We start from the raw sequence: 24,572 nt of genomic DNA, 5'->3' as shown, positions 1-24,572 counted from the left end.
TTCGTCGTGCAGCTCTGTCGCGCCGCGTCAGGCGTTCGCGATCCCGCGGATCGCCGGCGTGTGGAACGTCGCGTTGAACACGCGCTCCGACGCGCCCTCGCGGTCGAGGTACGGCGATGCACCGCCGTCGATGAACGGCCAGCCCGCGCCGAGGATGAGGCACAGGTCGATGTCCTCGACCTCCGGCACCACGCCCTCGTCCAGCATGAGTTTGATCTCCTGCGCGAGCCCGTCCTGCACCCGGCGGAGGATCTCGGCGGCCGGTGTCGGCGTGGAACCCGCGGCCTGCTTCACGAGCTTGTCCGCGGCCTTGGTGAAGCCGGTCACCCGCCCGCCCTTGTCCTTCTCGACGACCTCGGGCAGATCCGCCAGCGCGTGGAAGTTCTCGTTCGCGTAGAAGCGGTCAGGGAACGCGTGCACCATGGTGTCCTGCACGTGCGCGGCGACCTTCCAGCCGACCAGGTCGATGAGCTGGAACGGGCCCATCGGCAGTCCGAGCGGGCCGAACGCCTTCTCGACGTCCGCGACGGGCGTTCCCTCGTAGACGGCACGGGCGGCCTCGCCCATGACCTTGGCGAGAAGGCGGTTCACGACGAAGCCGGGGGCGTCGGCGGTCAGGACCGCGTTCTTGCCCAGGCCCTTCGCGACCACGAATGCGGTCGACAGTGCCGCTTCGGTGGTCGTCGGCGTCTTCACGATCTCGATGAGCGGCATGACCGCGACCGGGTTGAAGAAGTGGAAGCCGACCAGACGCTCGGGATGAGCGAGTTGGGATCCGATCTCCTCGACCGACAGCGACGAGGTGTTGGTCGCGAGGATCGCGTCCTCGGCGACGATCTTCTCGATCTCGCCGAACACCGCCTGCTTCACGCCGACCTCCTCGAACACGGCCTCGATCACGAAGTCGCAGTCGGCGTAGAGGCTCTTGTCGGTCGTGCCGGTGACGAGGGCGCGCAGCTTGTTCGCGGTGTCCGCGTCCAGCCGGCCCTTCGCCTCGAGCTTGCCGATCTCCTCGTGGATGTAGGCGACGCCCTTGTCGACGCGCGCCTGGTCGAGGTCGGTGATGAGCACGGGCACCTGCAGCTTGCGCACGAAGAGCAGCGCGAACTGGCTGGCCATCAGGCCGGCGCCGATGATGCCGACCTTCGTGACCTTCTTCGCGAGGGCCTTGTCGGGAGCCCCGACGGGGCGCTTGGCGCGCTTCTGCACGAGGTCGAAGGCGTACATCGACGCCGCGAACTGGTCGCCGGTGACGAGGTCGGCGAGGGCCTCGTCCTCCCGTGCGAAACCTTCCTCCCGGCTTCCGCTCTTCGCCTTGTCGAGCAGGTCGAGAGCAGCGTAGGGCGAGCGCGGCACGGTGCCGATCTTGGACTCGAGCATGCCGCGGGCCATCTTGATGGCGATCGGCCACTTGGTGAGGCGCTCGATCTTGCCGGGCTCGTTCTTGCGCTCGACCTTCTTGCCGCCGAGCACCGCGTCGGCCCAGCGCAGCGAGTCCTCGAGGAAGTTCGCCGCGGGGAAGATCGCGTCCATCATGCCGAGCTCGAACGCCTGCTGCGGCTTGAGCATGCGGTTCTGCTTGAGCGGGTTCGAGATGACGACCTCGAGCGCGTTCTCGATGCCGATGAGGTTCGGCAGCAGGTACGCGCCGCCCCAGCCCGGGATGATCCCGAGGAACACCTCGGGCAGCGCGAGGGCCGCCGCCGAGGCGTCGACCGTGCGGTAGGTCGAGTTGAGCGCGATCTCGACGCCACCACCGAGGGCGAGGCCGTTCACGAACGCGAACGACGGCACGCCGAGCGTGCTGAGCGATCCCAGCACCTTGTGTCCGAGCTGCGCGATGAGGCGCGCGTTGTCGCGGGATCCGACCCTGCTGATGTCGGAGAGGTCGGCGCCGGCCGCGAGGATGTACTGCTTGCCGGTGATGCCCACCGCGGCGATCTCGCCGGCGGCAGCGCGGGCGCGGAGTCCGGCGAGCGTCTCGCCGAGCTCCGTGAGCGTCGCGGGGCCGAGCGTGTTCGGACGGGTGTGGTCGCGCCCGTTGTCGAGCGTGATGAGCGCGAGCACTTTGCCGGACGGCAGGCGCACGTCGCGCACGGGGGAGTGCGTGACGACCTCGCCCTCGGTGAGGGCCATGATGGGCGAGAAGTCGATGGCGTCGTAGTTCGTCATTCCTGCACTCACTTCCGCTTCTTGCCGTCGAAGTAGGGGTTCTCCCAGATGACCGAGCCGCCCTGGCCGAGTCCCACGCACATCGCGGTGAGGCCGTAGCGGACGTCGGGACGCTCGGCGAACTGCGCGGCGAGCTGGATCATCAGGCGCACGCCGCTGGCGGCGAGCGGGTGCCCGAGCGCGATCGCGCCGCCCCACTGGTTGACCCGGGGGTCGTCATCGGCGATGCCGAAGTGGTCGAGCAGCGAGATGACCTGGATCGCGAACGCCTCGTTCAGCTCGAACAGGCCGATGTCGTCGATCGTCAGGCCGGCCTTCCTGAGGGCCTTCTCGGTGGAGGGGATCGGGCCGATGCCCATGATCTCCGGCTGCACGCCCGCGAAGGCGAAGGAGACCATGCGCATCTTCGGCGTCAGGCTCAGCTCCTTCACGGCTCCGCCGCCGGCGAGCAGCGACATCGTCGCGCCGTCGGTGAGCGGCGAGGAGGTGCCGGCAGTGACGCGGCCGTGCGGACGGAACGGCGTCTTGAGCGCCGCGAGGTCCTCCATCGTGGTCTGCGGCCGGCGGCCCTCGTCCTCCGTGGCGAGGCCCCAGGCGCCGTCGGCGCCCTTGATCGCGACCGGAACGAGGTCGGGCTGGATCTTGCCGGCGTCGTAGGCGGCCTGCACCTTGTGCTGGCTCAGCATGCCGAAGCGGTCGGAGCGCTCCTTGGTGAGGTGCGGGAAGCGGTCGAAGATGCGCTCGGCGGTCACACCCATGTTCAGGGCGCCGGGGTCGACCATCCGCTCAGCGACGAACCGCGGGTTGGGGTCGGCGTTGCCGCCGATCGGGTGGTGCCCCATGTGCTCGACGCCGCCCGCGAGGGCGAGGTCGTACATGCCGACGCCGATCGACGCACCCATCGTGGTGACGCTGGTCATGGCGCCCGCGCACATGCGCTCGACGGCGAGGCCGGGAACGGTCTGGGGGAGTCCGGCGAGGATCGCGACCGAGCGTCCGAGGGTGAGGCCCTGGTCGCCCGTCTGCGAGGTCGCCGCGATGGCGACGTCGTCGATCCGGTCCAGCGGGACGTTCGCGTTCCGCTCCATCAGGCCGATCGTGGCCTTGACGGCCAGGTCGTCCGCGCGGGTGTTCCAGTACATGCCCTTCTCGCCGGCGCGCCCGAAGGGGGTGCGCACTCCATCGACGAAGAAGACGTCCGAGATCTCGGCCACTCTGCCTCCATTGTTCCGCCGGGAGCCAACGCTCGCCGGACTTACAGTTTCGCACGTCCTGAGGAACGCGGTTCCCGAATTCGTGAGACCGAGTCTCAACTCGTTCCGCGCGATCGGGTGTGTGCTCTCAGCCTAGGAGCGGTGGGGGAACGGAGGATGAATCGGTTGGGCTGAACCTACGAAGCGGTTCCGGAGGGCTCGTCGGTCGTTTGCGCGGCTTCCACAAAAGCATCCGCGATCCGCTGTGCGGTTTCCTCAATCTGCCACCGTCGGGCATCACGTGCGGCGAGGGCGGATCCGATCGATGCGGCATCCGTCTCCGTCGGCGGCTCCCACGCGATCCTGCGCAGTGTGTCAGGGGTGAGCAGGTTCTCCGTGGGCATCCCGAGCTCTTCGGCGCGGGCTTCGACGGCGGCCCTGGCGGACTTCAGCCGGGCGTCCGCCTCGGGGTTGCGGTCGGACCAGGCGCGTGGCGGCGGGGGAGCGTCGCTGGGGACGCGCTCACGCGGCAGATCGGTGCGCTCGCGGCCGCGCTCGATCGCCGCCCACCAGCGATCCAGCTGGCTGCGGCTCGCTCGCCCGGTGAACGCCGACACCGCGGCGAGGGCGCCCTTGCTCTGCGGGTTGGCCTGCACCGCGGCGATGAGCGCGCGGTCGGGGACGAGACGACCCGGCGAGACGTCGGATTCCCGGGCGAAGTCCTCCCGGGCCTGCCACAGCTCGCGGGCGACGGCGAGGTTCTTCGCGCCGCGCACCTGATGCAGACCGCTCAGGCGTCGCCACGGCTCCTCACGCGGAGGCTTGGGCCGGCGCACTCGGGTGGCCTCGAACTCCTCGGCGGCGTACGCCGTCTTGTCGGCCGCCGTGAGCTCGGCCGCGATGAAGTCGCGGACGTCCACCAGATGCAGCACATCGAGCTCGGCGTATTCGAGCCAGGCGTTCGGCAGCGGCCTGGTCGACCAGTCCGCTGCCGAGTGCTCCTTGGCCAGCACGATGCCCAGGGCGCGCTCGACCACGGCCGCGAGGCCGACGCGCTCATAGCCGAGCAGCCTCGCTGCGAGCTCGGTGTCGAACACGCTCGCGGGCTCCAGGCCGAGTTCATGCAGAGAGGGCAGGTCCTGGCTCGCGGCGTGGAACACCCACTCCTCGGCGCCGATGGCCTCCTGCAGGGGAGCGAACGAGGTGATCGCGATCGGATCGAACAGGAACGCTCCGGCGTCGCGGCGGAACGCCTGCACGAGATAGGCGCGCTGCGAATAGCGGAAGCCGGAGGCGCGTTCCACGTCGACGGCGACGGGCCCGCGTCCTGCAGCGAGCGTCCGGGCCGCGGCGGCGAAGTCCTCGTCGTTGTCGATGACGACGTAGTCAGTCACGGATGGTTCTCCTGGCGCCGAACACGGCGATGTCCTCTGAGCCGGGCGGCAGTCCCGCCAGCATCCCGACCAGTTCCGCCCATGCCTCGGCGTGCGGGGCGAGCGGACCGGTCGGCGACCACGACGCGCGGAGTTCGATCTGCGCGCCGTCCCCTTCCGCGGCCAGGCCGCCGAAGCCCTTGGACAGGGTCTTCGTCGACGTTCCGGACGCGGAGTGATGCGTCGCGCCGTGGGAGGCGAGCGCGTCGATCAGCCAAGACCACGCTACATCGGCGAGCAGCGGATCCGTGCCGATCTCGGGCTCGAGAGGCGCCTGCGCGAAGGCCACGATGCGCCAGGGCCCGCCCCAGGCGTCCGGCTCCGACTCGTCGTGCAGCAGCACGAGGCGACCGGTGCCGTACAGCGAGTCGCCGTTCTCGTCGGGGCGTACATCGGCCGCGAGCGCGAGCGCATCGGGCGCGAGGCCGGACGGCGCGGCGATCTCGTGCACGACGATGTCGGCGCGGAATCGCAGCGCGCGCAGCTGCTCTGCGGCATGCGCGAAGTCGCCGTCGGATCCGGGATGAGCGCTCACGCGGACAGACTAGAGTCAGGAGGCGATGAAGAGTCTCAGGCACGCCGCGACGGTCGGCGCGATCGCGCTGGCGGGCGCCGCGGCTCTCGGCGCGGCGATCGGCGGAGCCCTCGTGCTGCGCATCGCCCGCGAGGTCATCACGCCCGCACCGCGCAAGAACGACACCGACGTGCTCTCGATCGACACGGGTGCGCAGACGATCGAGCTCTCTCGGACGCCGGACACCGAGCTGCCAGGGCGCTACGGCCTCTATGTCGACGGCACCCCCGGATACGTGAAGCTCGGCGCCGTGCTGCACGCGGACGCCGGCAGCGTGCGTCGAAAGCTGCTGACTCAGATCGAGCCGGGTGCCGAGGTCGGGCGCCGCGCGGGATTCAGCGGTTACTACTACCTCGCACCGGGGGAGCTGCACCTGCCCTACGAATCGGTGCTGATCGGTACGCCGGCAGGGCCCTGCCCGGCCTGGCTCTTCCCGGCGGAGTCGACCACCTGGGTGATCCAGGTCCACGGCCGGGGCGCCACCAGGTCCGAGTGCCTGCGCGCCGTGCCCGTGCTGCATGCCGCGGGGCTGCCGGTGCTCGTCACCTCCTACCGCAATGACGGGGAGGGCCCGCGCACGCGACCGGGGTCCTACGGTCTCGGGGCGACGGAATGGCGCGATGTCGACACCGCGATCGCCTACGCGCTCCGCCACGGCGCGGAGCGGATCCTGCTCATGGGGTGGTCGATGGGTGGCGCGATCGCGCTGCAGACGCTGGTGAGCTCCGACCACGGCGGCGCGGTGGTCGGCATGATCCTGGATTCCCCGGTGGTCGACTGGCGCACGGTGCTGCGCTTCCAGGCGAAGGCGAAGAAGCTGCCGGATCCGCTGCCGCAGCTCGCGATGGACGCCCTGGAGCAGCCCTGGTCGGCACGGCTCAGCGGCGCCGACCAGGCGATCGCGTTCGATGCGCTGGACATGGTCGCCCGCTCCGCCGAGATCGACGTGCCGATCCTCCTGCTGCACAGCGACGACGACGGCTTCGTGCCCTCAGACGCCTCGCACGCCCTGGCGAAGGCGCGGCCGGACCTGGTGACCATGCCGCCGTTCACCGGCGCGCGCCACACGAAGCTGTGGAACTACGACCAGAACCGCTGGACCGACGCGATCGCCGACTGGCTCGGCGAGCAGGGGTTCGCGGACTGATCCGGCCGGATCGTCGGGCGCCTTTCGTCCTGCTGCGCTCGCTCGGAAACCGGGCTGTGTCGGTTCCCGAGCGCGGGGCGCTGCGACGAGATGAACGAAGCCGTGCGGATCAGGCGGCCGCGAGGCGCGCGCGCACCTGGCGCTTGGCGCGCATCAGCATCCCGGTCATGCCGGAGATGCGCAACGGCGAGACCACACGGGTGAGGCCGATCGACTGCGGGAAGTCGTCCGGGATCGCCAGCACGGCCTCCGGACTGAGACCGGCGATGCCCTGCGCCAGGATGCTCGCGAAGCCGCGCGTTGTCGGCGCCTCCGCGGGCGCGGTGGCGTGCATCGTCACGGCGCCGTCCGCCAGCTCCAGGTAGATGTAGACGGGCGACTGGCACTCGGCCACGCGCTCGGTCATCTCCGGGTGCGCGGCGACCTCATCGGAGACCGCGGGCAGCTCGTTCGAGAACTCGAGCAGGAGCTGCAGCCGGTCCGCCTCTGGGAGTTCCAGGAACGCGTCCCGGATCTCTGCGAGCGCATCGGGGAGGGCGAAGTCGGCGGTGTCAGTCATCACCGCTATCCTCCCACGCTCAAAGCGATCCGGGCTCCTCGCCGGTGACGATCGGGACCCGCACGGCGCTGCCCCATTCGGTCCAGGATCCGTCGTAGTTGCGGACGTTCTCGAACCCGAGCAGGTGCTTCAGCACGAACCAGGTGTGGGCGGAGCGCTCGCCGATCCGGCAGTACGCCACCACGTCGTCGCCGGCCTCGAGCCCCGCCCCGTCGAGATAGATGGCCTCGAGTTCGGCGCGGGGCTTGAAACCGCCGTCCTCGGCGACGGCCTTGGCCCACGGCACGTTCTGCGCGGTGGGGATGTGGCCGGCGCGCAGCGCGCCCTCCTCGGGGTAGGCGGGCGCGGACGTGCGGGAGCCGTTGTACTCCTCCGGCGAGCGCACGTCGATGAGCGGGTTGCCGAGGTGCGCCAGCACGTCGTCCTTGTAGGCGCGCAGCACGGAGTCGTCGCGCTCGACGATCGGGTACTCGGTTGCGGCGCGTCCGGGGAGATCCGTGGTGATCTCGCGGCCCTCGGAGATCCAGCGGTCACGGCCGCCGTCGAGCAGCCGCACGTCCTCGTGGCCGAACAGCGAGAACACCCAGAGCGCGTAGGCGGCCCACCAGTTGTTCTTGTCGCCGTAGATGACGACGGTGTCGTCGCGGGAGATGCCCTTGCGGCTCAGCAGCGTGGCGAACCCGGCGCCGTCGACGTAGTCGCGCACGACCGGGTCGTTCAGCTCGGTGTGCCAGTCGACCTTCACCGCACCGGGGATGTGCCCCGTCTCGTACAGCAGCACATCCTCGTCGGACTCCACGACGACCAGACCGGGTTCACCGAGGCGTGCGGCCAGCCATTCGGTGGTGACGAGCCGGCCGGGCTCGGCGTAGTCGGCGAACGTTGCGGACGTGGTGTCGAAGTCGACGGTCACAGGGTGCTCCCTCGGAGACGGTGGTGCGGGGCGACAGAGTCCGTGAACGGTGCGTCGCGCGCGATGACGCGCGGTGAAACCGGTGACGGCGACGGCGTAGGGTTGATCCGTCACCTCGACACTAGAACCCCGTGCGCCCCTGCGCATCCGCAGGGTAAGACTTCGACACAGGATCCGCATGACCGATCAGGCCGCCACCTCCGGCGTCGTCCATCTCATCGACCGCCAGCCGCAGATGACCGGCACCGAACTGCTGACGGGCCTGGTGCCGCCGCCGCAGTTCGACGGGGCGACCTTCGACAGCTACCGGTCGGATCCTGCGTTCCCCTCGCAGGAGGAGGCGAAGCAGCACCTCGTCGCGTTCGCCACGGGGGCGCAGCCGGTCAAGCGCGGCGGTCTGTTCCGTCGCGCACCCAAGCTGCCCGAGACCAAACCCGGCGTCTATCTCGACGGCGGCTTCGGCGTCGGCAAGACCCACCTCCTCGCCTCGATCTACCACGCGATGCCCGCGCGGAGGAAGTACTTCGGGTCTTTCATCGAGTACACCGCGCTCGTCGGCGCACTCGGCTACCGCAACACCGTCGACCTGCTCCGCGGGTCCGACCTGCTCTGCATCGACGAGTTCGAGCTCGACGATCCGGGCGACACCATGGTGATGACGCGCCTGCTCGGCGAGCTCGTGGGCAGCGGAACGAAGCTCGCCGCCACCTCCAACACCCCGCCGAACGCGCTCGGCGAAGGCCGCTTCGCCGCGCAGGACTTCCTCCGCGAGATCCACGCGATGTCGGACAGCTTCGAGACGATCCGCATCGACGGTGTCGACTTCCGCCAGCGCGCGCTGGACGGACACGCCCTGGCCCTGACCGGCGACGAGTACGCCGCGCAGGTCGCCGCACTGAGCGCCGGGCACCGCGTCTCGGACGACGCATTCGACGACATCGTCAAGCACCTCGCCCAGGTGCACCCGTCGCGCTACATCCGCCTGATCGCGGGCGTCGAGGCGCTGGGGATCCGCGATGTGCGTCAGCTCACCGACCAGTCGGAGGCGCTGCGCTTCGTGGCGTTCGTCGACCGCGCGTACGACGCGCAGATCCCGATCCTCGCGTCCGGGCGACCGCTGGACGAGGTGTTCAGCGAGGAGATGCTCGGCGGGGGCTACCGCAAGAAGTACCTGCGCGCCATCTCCCGCCTCAACGCGCTCTCGCACGCCGAGCGCCCCGACGGGGCCTGAGCGCGACTCGCGAAACACGCTGTTCACACAGCGGCGGATCCTGTAACACCGCCGCAACATCCGCCTCGCTCTGGCGAAACACGGCGCCGCCACACTGAAACGCACGACGCGATCAGGTGGAGGCGCACAGCATGGAAGCAACAGGGAACATCTCCTGGGGAGTGACGGCGACGGCGCTGGTGCTGCTCATGACGCCGGGCGTGGCGTTCTTCTACGGCGGCCTGGTGAAGGCCAAGAGCGTCATCAGCATGATGATGATGAGCTTCGGCGCCATCGGGCTCGTCGCGGTGCTGTGGATCCTCTTCGGGTCGTCCATGGCCAGCGTGGCCTCTCCGACGCAGTTCGCCGGCGACCCGTTCGCCGACTTCGGCCTCGCCTCGCTCGCGAGCAGCAAGGGCTCCAACGTCGCGCTGCTCACGGTCGGCTACGGCGCGACCTTCGCGATCATCACCGTCGCCCTCATCTCCGGAGCGATCGCGGACCGGGCGAAGTTCGGCCCGTGGCTCATCTTCGTCGGCGTCTTCGCGACCGTCGGCTACTTCCCGATCGCCGCCTGGGTCTGGGGCGGCGGCTGGATCATGCACCTGGGCGCCATGCTGTTCGGCGCCGACAGCGGCATCGAGTTCATCGACTACGCCGGCGGCACGGCGGTGCACATCAACGCCGGTGCCGCGGCGTTCGCGCTCGCGCTCGTGCTGGGCAAGCGGATCGGATTCCAGAAGGGCATCCAGAAGCCGCACAACGTGCCGCTCACGCTCCTCGGCGCAGCGCTCCTGTGGTTCGGGTGGTTCGGCTTCAACGCCGGCGCGCAGTGGACCACGAAGGGCATGGACGGCGTCGGCCTGATCACGATCAACACCTTCGGGGCGGCGGCCGCGGGCATCCTCGGGTGGATCCTGATCGAGCGGATCCGCGGAGGAAAGGCCACCTCGATCGGCGCGGCCAGCGGTGCGGTGGCCGGTCTGGTGGCGATCACGCCGGCCTGCGCCAACCTGACACCGGGATGGGCGCTGCTGCTCGGCGCTCTGACCGGAGCCGTGTGCGCCCTGGCCGTCGAGCTGAAGTTCCGCCTCGGTTTCGACGACTCGCTGGACGTGGTCGGTCTGCACCTGGTCGGCGGCTTCATCGGCACGATCTACCTCGGCTTCTTCGCGACCGGGCAGGGCCTGTTCACAGGCGGCGACCTCCGGCTGCTCGTGGTGCAGGTGCTGGCCTCCGGTGGCGTGCTGATCTACTCCTTCGTCGTGGCGCTGATCATCGGCCTCGCCATCGAGAAGACCATCGGATTCCGTGTCACCAGTGAGGACGAGATCGCCGGCGTCGACCTCGTGGTGCACGGCGAGGAGGGCTACGCGCTCACCTCCTGAGGCCCGCGGGGATGCGGGACAGGCGCGGATAGGGTGTCGTTGTGACCACCAATGGCAACGGCATCCTGTCCGCGCTCTTCGCCGTCGTGACGGGGATCGCCAAGGCATTCACGAGCTCCTCGACCCGGGGCGCCACAGCCCGCGGTCCAGCGGCGCCCGCGGTGGGCACGGCGACCCTGGAGCCCACGCCCGGCCACGGGGGCGCCACGGAGACGATCGAACTGGACCCCCGGTCCGTGCGCGGTCTGCGGGTCTCCTACGCGCCCCAGCGCGACGGCGCGCCCGACGCAGGGGAGATCGTCTGGACCTGGGTGCCGTATGCGGAGCGCGACGGCCGCGGCAAGGACCGGCCGGTGCTCGTCATCGCGACCCAGTCCGCCGAAAGGGTCTACGCGGTCAAACTCACGAGCAAGTCGCACGACGGGGATCGCGACTTCCTCTCGCTCGGATCCGGTCCGTGGGATGGACAGGGCCGGGAGAGCTGGGTCGACATCGATCAGCTCTACAGCGTGCACGTCTCGGGCGTGCGGCGCGAGGCCGCCGCACTCGACCGCGGCCGTTTCGAGCGCGTGGCGAGCGTGCTCGAGCGCCGGTTCGGCTGGACGGCGGTCGCCTGAGGGGCGGTCGAGCCCGCGCTCAGCGACGCGCCGGCGAACCGCCGCGCAGCACGAGCACGGTCGTCACCGCGAGCACGACGATGCCGATCGACTCCACGACGACGGTCTGCGGCACGAGGGTGAAGGTCCACACCTCGGTGATCCCGAAGAGCCCGACGGTGAGCGCCAGCAGGAGTGCACCGAGCGTCGCGATGAGGAACAGCAGCGACAGCACGGTCGCGGCCTGCAGGAGCCTGTCGCGAAGCAGCACCATGCCGGCGGCGAGCACGACGGCGGCCACAGCGTTGAGCACGAACATCACGCCGAGGACGCCGCCGACCCCGTCGAAGACGAGGAAGAGGTGTATTCCGCCGGTGGCGAGGAGGACGAGCGCGCTGAGGATCCGCATGACCCGCAGCGCCGCGGTGGTGGTCGACGTCATCGTGCTACCTGCTTCCGTCTCGAGCCGAGGCCTTCTGGGGTGACACGAGGTGCGTGTCCGCGCGGTTCATCCGGACCAGCCAGAACACGTCGCGGCCGAACGACTCGAGCAGGAGCAGGAGCGCGCCGGCCGCCGCGGCGACGCCGATCACGGGTGGCAGCACCTGCGCCGCGATGACGGCGAGCACGACTCCGCAGGTCGCGGCGACGACCTTGCGCCAATACCGGTAGGGCAGCGTGCGGCCGAGGAACGGCAGCGCCCATGCCGCCGCGACGAAGGCGTACCGCATGAGGCCGATCGCGAGCACCCACCCGCCCACGAACCTCGCGTCGTACACGCTCAGCATGAGGAGCAGGAACGCATCCACCTCCATGTCGAACCGCGCGCCGAGCTCGCTCACACTGCCGGTGCGGCGCGCGACGAAGCCGTCCACCCCGTCGAGCGCGAGGGCTATGGCCACGATCGTCACGAGCAGCGCGGGGCGGCCGGCTTCCGTGAGCGATGTCACCACGAGGCCCGTCGCGATCCCGACGAGGATCGAGCGGGCGGCCGTGACGGCGTTGGCGGCGCCGAAGCGGATGCTGCCGCGCCGTCGGAGGCCGCGGGAGACCAGCAGCGACGACACGACCAGGTAGCCGAGCGCGGCCGCCCATCCCGCCATCGACAGCGGTTGCGAAGCGCCCAGCACGAGCAACGTGAGGACTCCTGCAACCCCCCAGAGCCAGGGCGTGAGCTGAACCTTTCGCATCGGGCCTCCGTGTTACTTTCATGGTAGTCATGGGTGACACGACGCAGCAGGCGGTCGAGGTTCACGCGGATCGCGCAGCGACGGCGACCGCGTGGTGGATGACGGGCCCTGGCCGCGGCGAGTTCCGCAGCGATTCCGCGCAACCCCCCGCGCCGGGCGAGGTCGCGGTGCGCACCCTGTGGACGGGGATCAGCCGGGGCACGGAGTCGCTCGTCGCGCGCGGTGCGGTCCCGACCTCCGAACACGAGCGGATGCGCGCGCCCTTCCAGGCGGGAGCGTTCCCGTTCCCCGTCAAGTACGGCTACCTCAACGTCGGGGTGGTCGAAGAGGGCACGGAGGCGCTGCGGGGCCGAACGGTGTTCGCCCTGTTCCCGCACCAGTCGCGGTACGTCGCACCCGCAGAGGCCGTGATGCCCGTGCCCGACAGCGTGCCCGCTCGGCGCGCCGTGCTGGCGGGGGCGGTGGAGACCGCGGTGAACGTGCTCTGGGACGCGGCTCCCGCCGTCGGCGACCGCGTGCTCGTCGTCGGCGCGGGGATGATCGGCTGCGCGATCGCGCGCCTGGTCCGTGGCATCCCCGCAGTCGACGTCACCGTGGCCGATGTCGACCAGGGCAAGGCGGACGTCGTCGAGGCGCTCGGCGCGCGGTTCGTCCACGCCGCGGCCCCGCTCGGCGAGGCGGACATCGTGATCGAAGCCAGCGGATCCGCGGCCGGACTTCAGCTCGCGCTGCGGAGTGCACCCACCGACGGCGAAGTCGTCGTGGCGAGCTGGTACGGCGCGGAACTGGTGCCGCTCGAGCTGGGTGCGGACTTCCATTCGCGCCGTCTGCGGATCCGGTCGAGCCAGGTCGGCGCCGTCGCGGCGCTCCGTCGCGGCCGGCGAAGCACACGGGATCGATTGGCGCTCGCGCTCCGTTTTCTGGAGGACCCCGACTTCGACCTGCTGCTCGGCCCCAGCGTCTCCTGGCGCGGGCTGCCCGACGTGACCGCGAGGCTCGCCGACGGCACCGCGTCCGGGCTCTGCCAGACGATCGATTGGAGCACGCCATGACCTTCGCCGTGACCGTCCGCGACCACCTGATGATCGCCCACAGCCTGCACGGCGAGGTGTTCGGCCCCGCGCAGCGGCTGCACGGCGCGACCTATGTCGTCGATGCCTCGTTCCGCGCCGCGGAACTCGATCCGAACGGCATCGTCGTGGACATCGGGCGGGCCTCGTTCGCGCTTCGCGAGATCGTCGGCGAACTCTCGTATCGAAACCTCGACGACGAGCCCGACCTGAAGGGCGTCAACACCACGACGGAGCGGCTGTGCCAGATCATCGGCGACCGGCTCGCAGAGCGGGTGCGTGACGGCGATCTCGGCGATGCGAGGCTGACCGGCATCGCGGTCACTCTGCACGAGTCGCACATCGCCTGGGCGTCGTACGAGGTGACGATGTGACGGGCCGCGCTGTCACCTTCCTCGTTCCCGAGGGCATCGACGATCCCATCCGCGTGAGCGGTGGGAACGTGTACGACCGGCGCGTGCGCGACGGATTGGGCGCCCACGGCTGGCACATCACGACCGTCGAGACGCGGGACTCTTCGGATACGGCGGCCGTGCTCCGCGAGGTGCCCCGCGGAGCGACGGTACTCGTGGACGGGCTCGTCGCCCTCGGCGCACCGGGGGTGCTCGTCGAGGCGACGACCCGGATGCGGATGGTGGTGCTGGCGCACATGGTCGCGGCGGCCTTTCCCGATGCGACGGCGGAGACCGCTGTGGACGAGCGTCGCGCTCTGAACGCCGCCGATCATGTGATCGTGACGAGCCGGTGGACGGCGGAGGAGCTCCTCCGCCGTGGACTGGCGGCTTCCGATCGGGTGACGATCGCGCCGCCCGGAGTCGACATGCCGTCGGCGTCGTCCGCCACGGGGAGCAGGGAACCGGCTGGGCTGGACATTCTCTGCGTCGGCGTCGTGGCGCCGCACAAGGGACAGGACGTGCTGCTCGCGGCGCTCGACCGGCTGGAGGGGAGCTGGACGTGCCGGATCGTCGGATCCCGGCGACCGTTCGGCGCCTTCGCCTCGTCGGTGGCCCGCGATGCCCGGCGCTTCTCCGGCAGGGTGCGGCTCACCGGCGTCCTCGACGGAGCGGAGCTCGCTGCCGAGTACCGCCGCAGTGCGCTGCTCGTGGCGCCGTCGCGCGTGGAGAGCTCGGGCATGGCGATCGCCGAGGCCCGCGGGCACGGCGTGCCCGTCCTGGCCGCGGCGGTGGGCGGCATTCCCGACACCGTGGCCGGAGGCGGTGCCATCCTCGTCCCGCCCGATGACCCCGCCGCCCTCGCCGCCGCCCTCGACGGCTGGATGACGGATCCGGCGCTGCGTCTGCGCCTGCGCGCCGAGGCCCGCTCCGCGCGCGCCGGCCTGCCGACCTGGTCTGCGACCGTGGCCGCCGTTTCCAGAGCGCTGGAGCCGTCATGAGCTCCGTCTCGACCGCCACCCCGTCATGGCTCGCGCTGCGGGCCTCCGCGGACGACGCCGCGCGCTCGACGGAGCTCGCCGGCCTGCTCGCGCGTCTGCTCCCGCCCGGACCGGCCGTGCTGCACGACCTCGGGGCCGGCACCGGCGGCATGACGAGGTGGCTCGCGCCGAGGCTGCCCGGACCGCAGGAGTGGGTGCTGCGCGACGGTGATCCGGGGATCCTGGACCACCTCGATCTCGATGCCGTCGCCGATGACGCGGGGCGGCCGATCCGCGTCGTCGCGGCCGTCGAGGTCCTCGCGGCGCTCGATGTCCGCGCGTTCGTCGGCGCCGCTGCCGTGACGGCGTCCGCTCTGCTCGACGTCGTCACCCGCGAGGAGGCTGGTCGCGTCGTCGACGCGTGCGTCGCGGCCGGCGTCCCCGCGCTGTTCAGCCTCTCGGTGACCGGAGTTGTGGTGCTCGATCCTCCCGATCCGCTCGACGACGCCATCGGTGACGCCTTCAACGCGCACCAGCGACGGGATTCCGACGGGCGGCGGCTGCTGGGCCCCGATGCCGCCCCGGTGCTGGCGCGGCTGTTCGCCGAGGCCGGGTGGCGCGTGCGAACGAGTTCGACGCCGTGGCATCTCGGTCCCTCGAATGCGCCTCTGGCTACCGCCTGGCTCGAGGGCTGGATCGACGCTGCGGTCGAGCAGCGTCCCGAGTTCGCGGAGGATGCCGCGGCCTATCTGGCTCGCAGACGAGAGCAACTCGCCGGGGGAGCCCTGCGCGTCACCGTCTCGCACCAGGATGTGCTCGCATGTCCGCGGTGAGCCCCGTGTCGGAGGGCATCGCCGAAGGCACGCCCATCGCGGCGGAGCAGCAGCGTGGTCGTCGACCGATCCGCCTCGCCCTCCGTATCGGCGTCGGGATCGCGATCCTCGTCGCGACGGCGCTGGTGGTCGGCCTCGGCCCCTTCTTGCGCGGGATCGCCGCCATCTCGCCGTTTCCTGTATTGGCGGCACTCGTACTCGCGGTCATCGCGACAGTGGCGGCCGCATGGCGCTGGCGGACGGTAGCGACCGGGTACGGGCTGACGCTGCGCGGGCGGGCGGCGTTCGCCGCCTACTACCGGTCGCAGTTCCTCAACGCAGTGCTGCCGGCCGGCGTTCTCGGCGACGTGCATCGCGCCTGGGCGCACGGACGCGACCAGGGCGGCCTCGGCATCGCAGCGCGCGCCGTGGCCGTCGAGCGGATCCTCGGGCAGACCGTCCAGCTGGCGCTGACGCTCGTCATCCTGCTGCCCCTGGGGCTCGGATCGCCGCTTGCGCCTCTCGTCTGGGGTGCGGGAGCGATCGTGGTCGCGGTGGTCGTCATGACGGCGGCCGCAGCGCTCCTGCCACGTCTGCGGCGGCTCCTGCGGCAGGAGTACGCCCTGCTCCGCCCTGTGCTGGCGCGCCCGGCGGCGTTGATCTCGATCATCGCGTCATCGGTCGTGGTGGTGTCGTCGCACGTCGCGCTCTTCATCGTGGCGTCCCTCGCCGTCGGACTGCCGTTCGGCGGCGGGCTCCTGGCCGTCGGGCTCGTCGTGCTCGCGGCATCGGCGGTTCCGCTCAACGTCGGCGGGTGGGGCCCGAGGGAAGCCGTGGCGGGTGCGGCGTGCGCCTTCGTCGGCCTCGGCGCGTCGGCCGGCGTGGCGGCCTCGGCGGCGTTCGGCGCCCTGGCTCTCATCGGGGTCCTGCCCGGCGCGGTCGTGCTTCTCGTCGAGCGGAGGAGAACGCGATGAGCGAGCGGCCGTACGTGACGCTCAGCTGCGCGATGTCGATCGACGGATACCTCGACGGCGCCTCGCCGCGCCGCCTCGCGATGTCGAACGAGGCCGACTTCGACCGGGTCGACGAGGTGCGCTCCCGCAACGACGCGATCATGGTCGGAGCCTCGACCGTGCGCCGAGACGATCCGCGGCTGCTGGTGCGCGACGCCGGGCGGCGGGCACGACGGCTGTCCTCGGGACGCTCCGCGTCCCCGGCGAAGGTGACGGTGACGGCGTCGGGAGACCTTCCTCCTGACGCGGCGTTCTTCACCGCCGGGGATGTGCCGCGGCTCGTCTACACCCCGTCTGACGGCGCGCCGGGCCTCCGTGCGCGACTCGGCAAGCGGGCCACGGTGGTCGGACTCGGGGCGCAGGTCACCATGGCCGCGCTCCTCGAGGACCTCGGTGAGCGCCGGGCGGTCCGCCGGCTCATGGTCGAGGGCGGCGGCGCCGTGCTCACGCAGTTCCTCCAAGCCGACCTCGTCGACGAGCTGCAGCTCGTGATCGCACCGTTCTTCGTCGGCGAACCGGGCGCGCCGCGCGCCGCGGCGGCTGGTCCTTATCCGTGGACGGCCTCGCGTCGAGCCCGTCTCGCGGACACGCGGCAGATCGGCGACGTGGTGCTGCTGCGCTACGCCCTGTCGGACCGCTGCGATGTCCCTTCGGATCGAGGTCGACCCGCCATCGCCGATGGCGCCGAAGTCTCCCCGGAACGACGATGAGCATGCCCGTCCGGCACCGGAGCGCACGTGGATCCGGCCTCTGGCTCTCCCCACGGCGGAGGCGGGGCGCGGCCGGCCTCGTCCTCGCGATCGCGGTGCTCGTCGCCCTCCCGCTCGCCCCGGGACTGCTGGTCACGGATCGGTCCTCCGTAGGGCTGACGGGCCTCGTCGGCCTTCCCGCGGAGTCGCTCCTGATCGTGCTTCTGCTCCTGATCCTGCCCTGGCGGTCCGTGCGCCGCGTCCTCGCAGGGATCTTCGGCGTGTTCGTCACCGCCGCCCTCGCCCTCGCTGCGATCGACCGCGGCTTCCGCGCGACCGTCGGCACTCCGTTCGTCCTCGTGGACGGGCCGCAGCTCGGATCCGCCTATGGCGTGGTCGTCGACGCGGTGGGCGCCTTCCTCGCAGAGCTGCTGCTCGTCGGCCTCGTGTGCGCCATGCTCGCGTGCGCGACGCTGCTGGCCTGGGCTGCGCTGCGCGTCGCCGACGTGGTGCGGCGACATGCAGCGGGACGGGTCGTGACCGCGGGACTCGCGGTGGTGTGGCTGGTCGCGGGCGTCCTGGCGCCGGCGGCGGCGAGCGTCCCCCTCGCCGCCGCCGCTTCCGTCGGCGCCGTGAGTGCCACGGTGTCCCGCACCGAGCGCGTCCTCGCCGAGCAGGCCGCGGTCGCGAGCGCCATCGCCGAGGATCCGTTCGCTGCGGTGCCGCCCTCTCGACTGCTCACGGGGCTCCGCGGCAAGGACGTCGTGCTCGCGTTCGTGGAGAGCTACGGCCGGGTCGCTCTCGAGGGACCGGGGATCGCCGACGGCGTCACGGATGTGCTCCGCGCGGGGGACGCGTCGCTCGCCGCCGAGGGCTACACGGCGCGAAGTGCCTGGCTCACGTCACCGACCTTCGGCGGACTCAGCTGGCTCGCGCACGGCACGCTGCAGACCGGAGTATGGACCCCCACGCAGCCGGCATACGATCAGCTCGTCGCGAGCGATCGGCTCTCGCTGACCCGGGCCTTCGGTGCGGCCGGGTGGCGGACGGTGTCCGACGTGCCCTCGGATACCGAGGCCTGGGCCATCGGGTCGTCCTTCTACCGCTACGACTCGCTGGTCGACGCGACGGACGTCGGCTACCGCGGCCCTCCCTTCGGCTACGCCCGCATTCCCGACCAGTTCACGCTCAAGCACTTCGCCGACACCGAGCTGACGGGTCCGCATGATCCGGTGATGGCCGAGATCGACCTGGTGTCGTCGCACACCCCGTGGGCGCCGCTGCCGCAGCTCCTGCCCTGGGAGCGGATCGGCGACGGCTCGGCCTACGACCCGCAGCCGGGTCAGAGCGCTACCGCGGGCACGGTCTGGCAGAGCCCGAAGACCGTCCAGCGCTTCTACGGACAGTCGGTGCAGTATTCGCTCGGCTCCCTGCTCTCGTTCCTCGAGAACGTCGACGACCCGAACCTGGTGGTCGTCGTGCTCGGCGACCACCAGCCCGCGGCGATCGTGAGCGGCGCGGACGCGTCGCATGACGTGCCGATCAGCATCATCGCCCGCGACCCCGCGGTGTTCGCGGCGATCGGCGGCTGGGGGTGGACGCGCGGCCTGCAACCGGGGGAGAACTCCCCGGTCTGGCGCATGGACGCCTTCCGGAATCGTCTTCTCACGACGTTCAGCGAGAAGCACTGAAGGCGACACGGCGGTGCGGACGGAGCGGACACGTAGGCTGAAGGCGTGGCGAAGAGCATCCTCATCACGTCCATCGAAGGTCACTCCGGCAAGTCTCTCGTCGCGCTGGGCGTGATCGATGCGCTGAGCAGAGCCACGGCCCGGGTGGGCGTGTTCCGTCCCGTCAGTCGCGCGAGCGACGGCGCGGACGACGTGCTGGAGATGCTGCTGAGCCGCACCCAGGTCGGACTCGGCGCGGCCGAGTGCATCGGCGTCGGCTATGACGAGCTGCACGCCGACCCCGATGCGGCCCTCGGGCGGATCCTGCAGCGCTATCGGGCGGTCGAGGCGCAGTGCGATGCCGTCGTGATCCTGGGCAGCGACTACACGGATGTGGCGGCGCCCGCGGAACTCGGGGTCAACGCGCGGATCGCGGCGAACCTGGGCGCACCCGTGCTCCTGGTGCTGGGAGGACGGGACACGGCCGGCCACGGCGAACGGCTGGGCGCCACCGAGGCGCGCACCGCTGCGCAGCTGGGACAGCTTGCGAAGCTCGGCATGGCCGAGCTGGCACAGGAGCGCGCGGTGCTGTCCGCGATCGTCGTCAATCGCGCCGATCCCGCCCAGCAGGAGGAGATCGCCGCGACGATCTCGGCGGTGCGGGCCGAGCGGTCCACGGACGCCGCCGAGGAGGTCCCGGTCTGGGTGATCCCCGAGGACCGCTCGCTCGTCGCCCCCTCCGTCCGCGGCGTGCGAACAGCGCTCGAGGGCCGGATGGTGCGGGGCGACGAGGAGCTCCTCGACCGAGAAGTGCTCGACGTGGTGATCGCGGGCATGTCGATGGTGAACGTGCTGCCACGGCTGATCGAGTCGTCCGTGGTCGTGGTGCCCGCCGACCGCGAAGAGGTGCTGCTGGCGACGCTGCTGGCGCAGGCCGCGGGCACTTTCCCGTCGATCGCGGCGATCGTGCTGAACGGGCCGTTCGCGTTGCCCGAGCCGATCGAACGCCTCCTCGACGGGCTGGGACCGCGGGTGCCCATCATCGCGACCGATCACGGCACCTACGACACGACCGTGCGCATCATGAACGCGCCGGGCCGCCTCTCCGTGGACGCCCCGCACCGGGTCGGCCGTGCTCTGGCGCTGTTCGAGCAGAACGTCGACGTCCCGGCCCTGATCGCGCGGCTGGGCGTGGCGCGCTCCGATGTGGTGACGCCGCTGATGTTCCAGTACGAGCTGTTCGACCGGGCGCGCACCGAGCGCCGCACGATCGTGCTCCCGGAGGGCGGAGACGACCGCGTGCTGCGCGCCGCAGGTGCCGTCCTCGCCGGCGGGATCGCGGACCTCGTGATCCTCGGCGAGGAGGCCGCGGTGCGCGCGCGAGCCATCCAGCTCGGCGTCGACCTGGACGCGGCACGCATCGTGTCGCCCACGGATCCCGAGCTCGTGCCGCGGTTCGCCGAGGAGTACGCACGACTGCGCGCGCACAAGGGCGTCACCGTCGCCCAGGCCGCCGACACCGTGACCGACGTCTCCTACTTCGGCACGCTCATGGTGCACCTCGGGCTCGCCGACGGCATGGTCTCCGGCGCGGCGCACACCACCGCCCACACGATCCGCCCGGCTTTCGAGATCATCAAGACCCGGCCCGGGGTCTCCGTGGTGTCGTCGGTCTTCCTGATGGCTCTCGCAGACCGCGTCCTGGTGTACGGCGACTGCGCCGTGATCCCCGACCCCACCAGCGAGCAGCTCGCCGATATCGCGATCTCCTCCGCGGCGACCGCAACGGCGTTCGGCATCGAGCCCCGCGTCGCGATGCTCTCGTACTCGACCGGCGATTCCGGATCCGGTGCCGAGGTCGAGAAGGTGCGCACGGCGACCGAGCTGGTGCGCGAGCGGGCGCCGGAGCTCCCCGTGGAAGGGCCGATCCAGTACGACGCGGCCGCCGACGCAGCGGTCGCCCGTGCGAAGCTCCCCGGTTCCTCGGTCGCCGGGCGGGCCACGGTGTTCGTGTTCCCCGACCTCAACACCGGCAACAACACCTACAAGGCCGTGCAGCGCTCGGCCGGCGCCGTTGCGATGGGACCGGTCCTGCAGGGGCTCAACAAGCCGATCAACGATCTGTCGCGCGGCGCGCTCGTCGAGGACATCGTCAACACGATCGCGATCACCGCGATCCAGGCGCAGCAGGGGAGCGCATCGTGAGCATCGTCCTGGTCATCAACAGCGGATCCTCGTCCTTCAAGTACCAGCTCATCGATGTCGCCGACGGCGTCTCGCTGGCCTCGGGGCTCGTCGAGCGCATCGGGCAGCAGGAGGGGCGGGCGGTGCATGTCGACTCCCAGGGTCACGAGACGGAGCGGATCCTGCCGATCCCCGATCACACGGCCGGCTTCCAGGTGATGCTCGACGCGTTCGACGCGCTCGGGCCTTCGCTCGAGGAGTTCCCGCCCGCGGCGCTCGGGCACAGGGTCGTGCACGGAGGTGCGCGCTTCTTCGAGCCGACGCTGATCACCCCGCTCGTCGAGATCAACATCGACGAGCTCTCGGCACTCGCCCCGCTGCACAACCCGGGTGCGCTCCAGGGCATCCGCGCGGCGAAGGCCGCCTTCCCGGACGTGCCGCACGTCGCGGTGTTCGACACGGCGTTCCATCAGACTCTCGCGCCCGCGGCGTACACCTACGCGATCGATCGTGAGCTCGCCGAGGCGCACCGGATCCGCCGGTACGGCTTCCACGGGACCTCGCACAAGTACGTGTCCGAGGCGGCGGCCGCGTTCGTCGGCGGCGAGCGGGACGATCTGCGCCAGCTCGTGTTCCACCTCGGCAACGGTGCCTCGGTGACCGCGGTGCGCGGAGGACGTTCCGTGGAGACGTCGATGGGCATGACACCCCTGGAAGGGCTCGTGATGGGCACGCGCTCCGGCGACATCGACCCCGCTGTGCTGTTCACGCTGGCCCGTCGAGCCGACATGACGATCCAGGATCTCGATGAGCTGCTGAACGCCCGCAGCGGACTCAAGGGGCTCGCCGGCGTATCGGACATGCGCGATGTCCTCGCCCGCGCGGCCGCGGGAGACGAGGACGCCGCGCTCGCGTTCGAGGTCTACATCCACCGGCTGCGCGCGTACGCCGGAGCCTTTATCGCCCAGCTCGGCGGCGTGGACGTGATCTCGTTCACCGCCGGGGTGGGCGAGAACAACTCTCTGGTGCGCCGGGAGGCGATGGCGACGCTCGGGTTCGCGGGCGTCGAGATCGACCCGGCGAGGAACGACGCATCCGGTTCGGGGATCCGCGTCATCTCGACGGATGCCTCCCGGGTGACGGTGCTCGTGGTGCCGACCGACGAGGAGCTCGAGATCGCACGGCAGACGGAGCAGATCCTGCCCTGAGCCGGACGGGGCCAACCGCACCCCGCAGGGACTCGCGCGCGGTCTCGACCACGAGCGCTCCAGAGGCGCACGACGCGCCTCACGCGAACAGGGCGTCGAGCTCTCCCACGCTCACCCGAGGCCCCGGGGATGCCGATGTCGTGCCCGGCTCCGGTGCCCTCGAATCGATCACCGTCATGAGCGAGAGCGCCGCACTCGTCAGGAACCTGCTCGGCTTGGCCTGGACGTGCCGTGCGGTGAACGCCGTCGGGTGCGTCGGGAGAGTGGCGGGGGCGTACACGCTCAGCGCATCGCGTGCACGCGTGAGCCCGACGTAGAACAGCCGTCGCTCCTCCTCGAGACCGGCATGCGAGGTGAGGGCCATGTCCGACGGCATGGCGCCGTCCGTCGCGCGCAGCAGGTGGACGTGCGACCACTCCAGCCCTTTGGCCGAGTGGATCGTGGACAGCGTCACCCAGTCCTCGTCGAGGTGCGGTTGCGCCGCCCAGTCACCGGCGCGCGTGACCGGATCGATGGCCTGATCGCCCACGAACGCGCGGAGATCGTTCTGGCGGGACGCGGCCTCCGCGATCTCCTGCACATCCGAGGCACGTCGTTGCCAGTCGGGATAGTGCTGCGCCAGCAATCCCGAGACGGCATCGTGGCAGGCCTCGACCAGGTCGGCCACGGGCGAGTCCGCATCGACGACGCCGAGGAGCGAGAGCGTCGTCGCGAGCCCGACGCGGGCCGTGGGAGGGGCCGCCGCGATCGCCTCCGCCCCTCCGCCGATTCCCTGATCCGCGAGGATGCCGGCGAGTCGGCGCGCGCTGACCTTGCCGAGACCGCGGTGCCGGGTGAGCAGGCGGTACCACGCGATCTCGTCGCCCGGATTGAGGACGACACGGAACGCCGCGAGCAGGTCGCGGACGTGGGCGGTCTCGAGATAGCCGATGCCGCCGAACTTGACGAACGGGATGTCGCGGACCTTGAGCTCGACCTCGAGCATCGCGCTGTGCGAACCGGTGCGCATCAGTACCGCCTGCTCCCGCAGCGGAACGCCGTCGGCGTGGACGGCCAGGATCCGATCGGCGACGGCGCGGGCCTCGTCGTCGGCGTTCTCGCATCGCACGAGTTCCGGACGGGTCGCCGTTCCCGTTCGATCCGCGACGAGCTTGATCGGGAAGTCCTCTGGACGGGCGGCGTTCGCCAGATCGAGGATCGGCTGCGTCGAGCGGAAGTTGCGCTCGAGGCGGATGAGCTCGGCGTCGGGATGCCGATCGAGCACCTCCTGGAGCTGGCCGGCCCCGGCGCCGCGGAAGCCGTAGATCGCCTGCGCGTCATCGCCCACGACGGTCAGGCCGTGCCCGTCGGGAGCCAGCGCCTGCACGACGTCGGCCTGTACCCGGTTCACGTCCTGATACTCGTCGACGAGCACCCAGTCCCAGCGGGCGCGCAGTCTCGCTCCCACGTGCGGGTCGCGCGCGAGAGCGCGCCACGCCACCAGGAGATCATCGAGATCGAGAAGGCCGCGGGCGCGCTTTCGCTGCGCATAGGCGCGGAGCAGCCCCATGATCTCGTCGGCGTGCCCGAGCGCCCAGGGGAACTGCTCGGAGATCACCTCGCGTCCCGGTTTCTCCAGACTCACGGCCCGGGAGGCGATGTCGGCCATCGCCCGGCTCGTGGGCATTCGCCGGTCGGTGCCGTCCAGGCCGTGCTCGCTGCGCAGCAGATCGATCAGGTCGACGACGTCATCGGGGGCCAGCACCGAGACGTCCGCCAAGCCCAGATGCTGCGAGTACTCCGCGACGACGCGGTGCGCCACCGCGTGGAATGTGCCTCCGGCGATGCGCTGGGCCAGCGCGGTGTCTCCCACCATCGCGGCGGCGCGAGCGGTCATCGCGGCGGCCGCGCGCCGGGTGAACGTGAGCAGCAGGATCCGCTCCGGAGGCACGCCGGTGTCGATCAACCGCGCCACCCTGCTGGTGAGCACGCGCGTCTTCCCGGTCCCCGCGCCGGTGGCGACGACGAGCGGCCCTTCGCCGTGCTCGACGGCGCGCCGCTGCATCTCGTCCAGCTCTTCGATCACATCTGCGCTGCTCACGGGGCCGACGGTATCTCCGCCCTCGGACATCGGCGACAGCAGCTGCGCGCCACGCCCGGCCGACCGGCGCTGTCCTTGTGCGCTCGTCGGATCCGGTAT

22 protein-coding genes are annotated in these 24,572 nt (G+C 71.0%); 13 read left to right on the top strand and 9 right to left on the bottom strand.

The window, feature by feature from the left end:
* Window positions 1-27 precede the first annotated feature (27 nt).
* The 4 genes from ACFWCK_RS08800 to ACFWCK_RS08785 all read right to left on the bottom strand — a co-directional run bounded on the left by ACFWCK_RS08800 (window position 28) and on the right by ACFWCK_RS08785 (window position 5,333).
* Entirely contained in the window at window positions 28-2,172 is a 2,145-nt protein-coding gene (locus ACFWCK_RS08800) for a 3-hydroxyacyl-CoA dehydrogenase NAD-binding domain-containing protein (protein ID WP_378805967.1), read from the bottom strand.
* Window positions 2,173-2,180: 8 nt separating this feature from the next.
* A complete protein-coding gene (locus tag ACFWCK_RS08795; protein ID WP_378805478.1) occupies window positions 2,181-3,386 on the bottom strand; it encodes a thiolase family protein in 1,206 nt (401 codons plus the stop codon).
* 176 nt (window positions 3,387-3,562) lie between these two features.
* The gene (locus ACFWCK_RS08790; RefSeq protein WP_378805477.1) at window positions 3,563-4,759 is read right to left on the bottom strand and encodes an HRDC domain-containing protein; all 1,197 of its coding nucleotides are present in this window, start codon (window positions 4,757-4,759) and stop codon (window positions 3,563-3,565) included.
* Window positions 4,752-5,333, bottom strand: coding sequence for a DUF3000 domain-containing protein (locus ACFWCK_RS08785; RefSeq protein WP_233310037.1), 582 nt, complete (start codon window positions 5,331-5,333; stop codon window positions 4,752-4,754). The genes ACFWCK_RS08790 and ACFWCK_RS08785 overlap by 8 nt, the downstream gene beginning before the upstream one ends.
* A 25-nt stretch (window positions 5,334-5,358) precedes the next feature.
* Between ACFWCK_RS08785 and ACFWCK_RS08780 the strand changes: the two genes are divergently transcribed.
* Window positions 5,359-6,519 carry an alpha/beta hydrolase family protein gene (locus ACFWCK_RS08780; RefSeq protein ID WP_378805476.1) on the top strand — a complete coding sequence of 387 codons (1,161 nt, stop codon included), beginning with the start codon at window positions 5,359-5,361 and terminating at the stop codon, window positions 6,517-6,519.
* A 109-nt stretch (window positions 6,520-6,628) separates the two neighbouring features.
* Here the strand turns inward: ACFWCK_RS08780 and ACFWCK_RS08775 are convergent, their stop codons facing one another.
* Entirely contained in the window at window positions 6,629-7,078 is a 450-nt protein-coding gene (locus ACFWCK_RS08775) for a SufE family protein (protein WP_233310039.1), read from the bottom strand.
* Between the two features lie 19 nt (window positions 7,079-7,097).
* Window positions 7,098-7,991: a sulfurtransferase gene (locus tag ACFWCK_RS08770; protein ID WP_378805475.1), complete on the bottom strand. Its 894-nt coding sequence runs from the start codon at window positions 7,989-7,991 to the stop codon at window positions 7,098-7,100.
* 178 nt (window positions 7,992-8,169) lie between these two features.
* Here ACFWCK_RS08770 and zapE point away from each other — a divergent pair, with 178 nt between their 5' ends.
* From zapE to ACFWCK_RS08755, 3 genes are all read left to right on the top strand, one after another.
* Window positions 8,170-9,222, top strand: coding sequence for a cell division protein ZapE (gene zapE / locus ACFWCK_RS08765; protein ID WP_233310041.1), 1,053 nt, complete (start codon window positions 8,170-8,172; stop codon window positions 9,220-9,222).
* 131 nt (window positions 9,223-9,353) lie between these two features.
* Window positions 9,354-10,589 carry an ammonium transporter gene (locus ACFWCK_RS08760; RefSeq protein WP_378805474.1) on the top strand — a complete coding sequence of 412 codons (1,236 nt, stop codon included), beginning with the start codon at window positions 9,354-9,356 and terminating at the stop codon, window positions 10,587-10,589.
* A 41-nt stretch (window positions 10,590-10,630) separates the two neighbouring features.
* A complete protein-coding gene (locus tag ACFWCK_RS08755) occupies window positions 10,631-11,206 on the top strand; it encodes a type II toxin-antitoxin system PemK/MazF family toxin (protein ID WP_378805473.1) in 576 nt (191 codons plus the stop codon).
* Between the two features lie 19 nt (window positions 11,207-11,225).
* Here the strand turns inward: ACFWCK_RS08755 and ACFWCK_RS08750 are convergent, their stop codons facing one another.
* Window positions 11,226-11,627: a hypothetical protein gene (locus ACFWCK_RS08750; protein ID WP_378805472.1), complete on the bottom strand. Its 402-nt coding sequence runs from the start codon at window positions 11,625-11,627 to the stop codon at window positions 11,226-11,228.
* A gap of 4 nt (window positions 11,628-11,631) precedes the next feature.
* Window positions 11,632-12,375, bottom strand: a complete 744-nt coding sequence (locus ACFWCK_RS08745) for a CDP-alcohol phosphatidyltransferase family protein (RefSeq protein ID WP_378805471.1) — start codon at window positions 12,373-12,375, stop codon at window positions 11,632-11,634.
* A gap of 29 nt (window positions 12,376-12,404) precedes the next feature.
* Between ACFWCK_RS08745 and ACFWCK_RS08740 the strand changes: the two genes are divergently transcribed.
* From ACFWCK_RS08740 to ACFWCK_RS08700, 9 genes are read left to right on the top strand one after another with little or no spacing between them, the layout of a single operon-like run.
* Complete coding sequence (locus tag ACFWCK_RS08740; RefSeq protein WP_378805470.1) at window positions 12,405-13,427, top strand: zinc-binding alcohol dehydrogenase; 1,023 nt, start codon at window positions 12,405-12,407, stop codon at window positions 13,425-13,427.
* Window positions 13,424-13,819: a 6-pyruvoyl tetrahydropterin synthase family protein gene (locus ACFWCK_RS08735; RefSeq protein ID WP_378805469.1), complete on the top strand. Its 396-nt coding sequence runs from the start codon at window positions 13,424-13,426 to the stop codon at window positions 13,817-13,819. Before ACFWCK_RS08740 ends, ACFWCK_RS08735 begins: the two co-directional genes overlap by 4 nt.
* On the top strand, window positions 13,816-14,838 hold the full coding sequence (locus ACFWCK_RS08730; RefSeq protein WP_378805468.1) for a glycosyltransferase family 4 protein: 1,023 nt from the start codon (window positions 13,816-13,818) through the stop codon (window positions 14,836-14,838). The genes ACFWCK_RS08735 and ACFWCK_RS08730 overlap by 4 nt, the downstream gene beginning before the upstream one ends.
* A complete protein-coding gene (locus tag ACFWCK_RS08725) occupies window positions 14,835-15,650 on the top strand; it encodes an SAM-dependent methyltransferase (protein ID WP_378805467.1) in 816 nt (271 codons plus the stop codon). The genes ACFWCK_RS08730 and ACFWCK_RS08725 overlap by 4 nt, the downstream gene beginning before the upstream one ends.
* Window positions 15,638-16,603: a lysylphosphatidylglycerol synthase transmembrane domain-containing protein gene (locus ACFWCK_RS08720; protein ID WP_378805466.1), complete on the top strand. Its 966-nt coding sequence runs from the start codon at window positions 15,638-15,640 to the stop codon at window positions 16,601-16,603. Before ACFWCK_RS08725 ends, ACFWCK_RS08720 begins: the two co-directional genes overlap by 13 nt.
* Window positions 16,600-17,352 carry a RibD family protein gene (locus ACFWCK_RS08715; protein WP_378805465.1) on the top strand — a complete coding sequence of 251 codons (753 nt, stop codon included), beginning with the start codon at window positions 16,600-16,602 and terminating at the stop codon, window positions 17,350-17,352. The genes ACFWCK_RS08720 and ACFWCK_RS08715 overlap by 4 nt, the downstream gene beginning before the upstream one ends.
* Complete coding sequence (locus tag ACFWCK_RS08710) at window positions 17,349-19,022, top strand: CDP-alcohol phosphatidyltransferase (protein WP_378805464.1); 1,674 nt, start codon at window positions 17,349-17,351, stop codon at window positions 19,020-19,022. Before ACFWCK_RS08715 ends, ACFWCK_RS08710 begins: the two co-directional genes overlap by 4 nt.
* Before the next feature lie 45 nt (window positions 19,023-19,067).
* Window positions 19,068-21,206, top strand: a complete 2,139-nt coding sequence (gene pta, locus ACFWCK_RS08705) for a phosphate acetyltransferase (RefSeq protein ID WP_378805463.1) — start codon at window positions 19,068-19,070, stop codon at window positions 21,204-21,206.
* Complete coding sequence (locus ACFWCK_RS08700) at window positions 21,203-22,393, top strand: acetate/propionate family kinase (protein ID WP_378805462.1); 1,191 nt, start codon at window positions 21,203-21,205, stop codon at window positions 22,391-22,393. Before pta ends, ACFWCK_RS08700 begins: the two co-directional genes overlap by 4 nt.
* 79 nt (window positions 22,394-22,472) lie before the next feature.
* Here the strand turns inward: ACFWCK_RS08700 and ACFWCK_RS08695 are convergent, their stop codons facing one another.
* On the bottom strand, window positions 22,473-24,473 hold the full coding sequence (locus ACFWCK_RS08695; protein WP_378805461.1) for an ATP-dependent helicase: 2,001 nt from the start codon (window positions 24,471-24,473) through the stop codon (window positions 22,473-22,475).
* Between the last annotated feature and the right edge of the window lie 99 nt (window positions 24,474-24,572).

The sequence above is a fragment of the Microbacterium sp. NPDC060117 genome (assembly GCF_042729315.1).
GTDB lineage: Bacteria > Actinomycetota > Actinomycetes > Actinomycetales > Microbacteriaceae > Microbacterium.
The sequence above is the reverse complement of the archived record's forward strand: the minus strand, read 5'-3'. Positions and strand labels throughout refer to the sequence as shown.

Coding starts and splice junctions, on each gene's coding strand:
- ACFWCK_RS08800 (WP_378805967.1), bottom strand. CDS start 2,172: ATGACGAACTACGACGCCATCGACTTCTCGCCCATCATGGCCCTCACC.
- ACFWCK_RS08780 (WP_378805476.1), top strand. CDS start 5,359: ATGAAGAGTCTCAGGCACGCCGCGACGGTCGGCGCGATCGCGCTGGCG.
- ACFWCK_RS08775 (WP_233310039.1), bottom strand. CDS start 7,078: ATGACTGACACCGCCGACTTCGCCCTCCCCGATGCGCTCGCAGAGATC.
- zapE (WP_233310041.1), top strand. CDS start 8,170: ATGACCGATCAGGCCGCCACCTCCGGCGTCGTCCATCTCATCGACCGC.
- ACFWCK_RS08760 (WP_378805474.1), top strand. CDS start 9,354: ATGGAAGCAACAGGGAACATCTCCTGGGGAGTGACGGCGACGGCGCTG.
- ACFWCK_RS08750 (WP_378805472.1), bottom strand. CDS start 11,627: ATGACGTCGACCACCACCGCGGCGCTGCGGGTCATGCGGATCCTCAGC.
- ACFWCK_RS08745 (WP_378805471.1), bottom strand. CDS start 12,375: ATGCGAAAGGTTCAGCTCACGCCCTGGCTCTGGGGGGTTGCAGGAGTC.
- ACFWCK_RS08740 (WP_378805470.1), top strand. CDS start 12,405: ATGGGTGACACGACGCAGCAGGCGGTCGAGGTTCACGCGGATCGCGCA.
- ACFWCK_RS08735 (WP_378805469.1), top strand. CDS start 13,424: ATGACCTTCGCCGTGACCGTCCGCGACCACCTGATGATCGCCCACAGC.
- ACFWCK_RS08725 (WP_378805467.1), top strand. CDS start 14,835: ATGAGCTCCGTCTCGACCGCCACCCCGTCATGGCTCGCGCTGCGGGCC.
- ACFWCK_RS08720 (WP_378805466.1), top strand. CDS start 15,638: ATGTCCGCGGTGAGCCCCGTGTCGGAGGGCATCGCCGAAGGCACGCCC.
- ACFWCK_RS08715 (WP_378805465.1), top strand. CDS start 16,600: ATGAGCGAGCGGCCGTACGTGACGCTCAGCTGCGCGATGTCGATCGAC.
- ACFWCK_RS08710 (WP_378805464.1), top strand. CDS start 17,349: ATGAGCATGCCCGTCCGGCACCGGAGCGCACGTGGATCCGGCCTCTGG.